A 1,878-nucleotide genomic window follows, 5' to 3' on the forward strand; every position below is an offset into this window, starting at 1 on the left:
CCCCGCACACCTCCCCCACCGTGGCCCGCGCCCGGAGGGACTCCTTCATCGGGTGGAGGACATTGGCCTCGCCCCGCGCCGCCTTCCTGAGCGCGGTGAGCGCGGCGCCCACCGCGCGGCCGTCGCGGTCCGCGCGGAGCCGGGCCAGACGGGCCGCCTGGCGGTCCTCGATCGCCGGGTCGACCCGCAGCGGCTCGTACGGCTCCTCCTCGTCGAGGCGGAAGCGGTTGACGCCGACCACGACGCGTTCGCCGTCGTCCGTCTCGCGCGCGATGCGGTAGGCGTTGCGCTCGATCTCGCCCTTCTGGAAGCCCTGCTCGATGGCGCGCACCGCGCCGCCCAACTCCTCGACCCTGCCCATGAGTTCGAGCGCAGCCGCCTCCACGTCGTCCGTCATGCTCTCCATGACGTACGACCCGGCGAAGGGGTCCACCGTCGCCGTCACGTCCGTCTCGTACGCGAGGACCTGCTGGGTGCGCAGCGCCAGGCGGGCCGACTTGTCGGTGGGCAGCGCGATGGCCTCGTCGAAGGAGTTGGTGTGCAGGGACTGCGTGCCGCCGAGGACCGCGCCGAGCCCCTGGACGGCGACCCGGACGAGGTTCACCTCGGGCTGCTGGGCGGTCAGCTGGACGCCGGCCGTCTGCGTGTGGAACCGCAGCATCTGCGACCTGGGGTTCCTCGCGCCGAACTCCTCCCGCATGACACGGGCCCAGATCCGCCTGGCGGCACGGAACTTGGCGACCTCCTCCAGGATCGTCGTACGCGCCACGAAGAAGAAGGAGAGCCGCGGCGCGAAGTCGTCCACGTCCATGCCCGCCGCGACCGCCGTGCGCACGTACTCGATGCCGTCGGCGAGCGTGAAGGCGATCTCCTGCGCGGGCGAGGCGCCCGCCTCGGCCATGTGGTAACCGGAGATGGAGATGGTGTTCCAGCGGGGCATCTCGGTGCCGCAATACCGGAAGATGTCCGCGGTCAGCCGCAGCGACGGCCCGGGCGGGAAGATGTACGTGCCGCGCGCGATGTACTCCTTGAGCACGTCGTTCTGGACCGTCCCGGTCAGCCGCGCCGCGTCGACCCCCTGCTCCTCCGCCACCAGCTGGTACATGAGGAGCAGCAGCGCGGCGGGCGCGTTGATCGTCATCGACGTCGAGACCTTGTCCAGCGGAATGCCGTCGAACAGCACCCGCATGTCCTCGACCGAGTCGACGGCCACGCCCACCTTGCCGACCTCGCCGTGCGCGATCGGGGCGTCGGAGTCGTGGCCCATCTGGGTCGGCAGGTCGAAGGCGACGGAGAGCCCGGTCGTGCCGTGCTCGATCAGCCGGCGGTAGCGGGCGTTGGACTCGGCGGCGGTGCCGAAGCCCGCGTACTGGCGCATCGTCCAGGGGCGGGCGGTGTACATGGCCGGATAGACGCCGCGCGTGTACGGGTACGCGCCGGGGGCGCCGAGGCGCTGCCCGGGGTCCCAGTCCGCCAGGGCCTCGGGGCCGTACACGGGCTCGATGGGCAGGCCGGACTCCGACTCGTGTGTCATGGATCCAGCTTGCGCCCGCCTCCGGGACGCGTCACCCGCGGCAAACCGGGAAACACTTCCAGGAGTGTCGTCCAGGACCGTCGCGGGACGGTCGCACGGGGGTCGGATATGGGCAAGGGCGCGATAGCGGTGGGGGCCGTGGCGGTGCTGCTCCTCACCGCGGGGTGCAAGGCCGTCGCGGTCGACGCGGACGGCAAACCGGGTGACGGCACGCCGGGCGGCAAGGACGGGAGACCGGAGGCGTCGGCCCCGCGGTCACCGGCCCGGGACCCCGGCGGGACGGCGGCCCCGGACCCGGGCCGGGACGGCTACGCCGCCCGCCACGCCGACGCCCGCCGCGCCCC

Annotated in this window: 1 protein-coding gene and 1 pseudogene; one reads left to right on the forward strand and one right to left on the reverse strand. The window is 72.9% G+C overall.

The features are described 5' to 3' along the window. The coding region (locus AOK22_RS35515) for an acyl-CoA mutase large subunit family protein (RefSeq protein WP_055702818.1) at positions 1 to 1,534 on the reverse strand (1,534 nt) is incomplete at its 3' end. Between the two features lie 108 nt (positions 1,535 to 1,642). Between AOK22_RS35515 and AOK22_RS35520 the strand changes: the two are divergent. Continuing rightward, positions 1,643 to 1,878: pseudogene (locus AOK22_RS35520) on the forward strand (hypothetical protein); the annotation flags it as partial.

The organism is Streptomyces silaceus (assembly GCF_001419745.1).
Classification (GTDB): Bacteria; Actinomycetota; Actinomycetes; order Streptomycetales; family Streptomycetaceae; genus Streptomyces; species Streptomyces silaceus.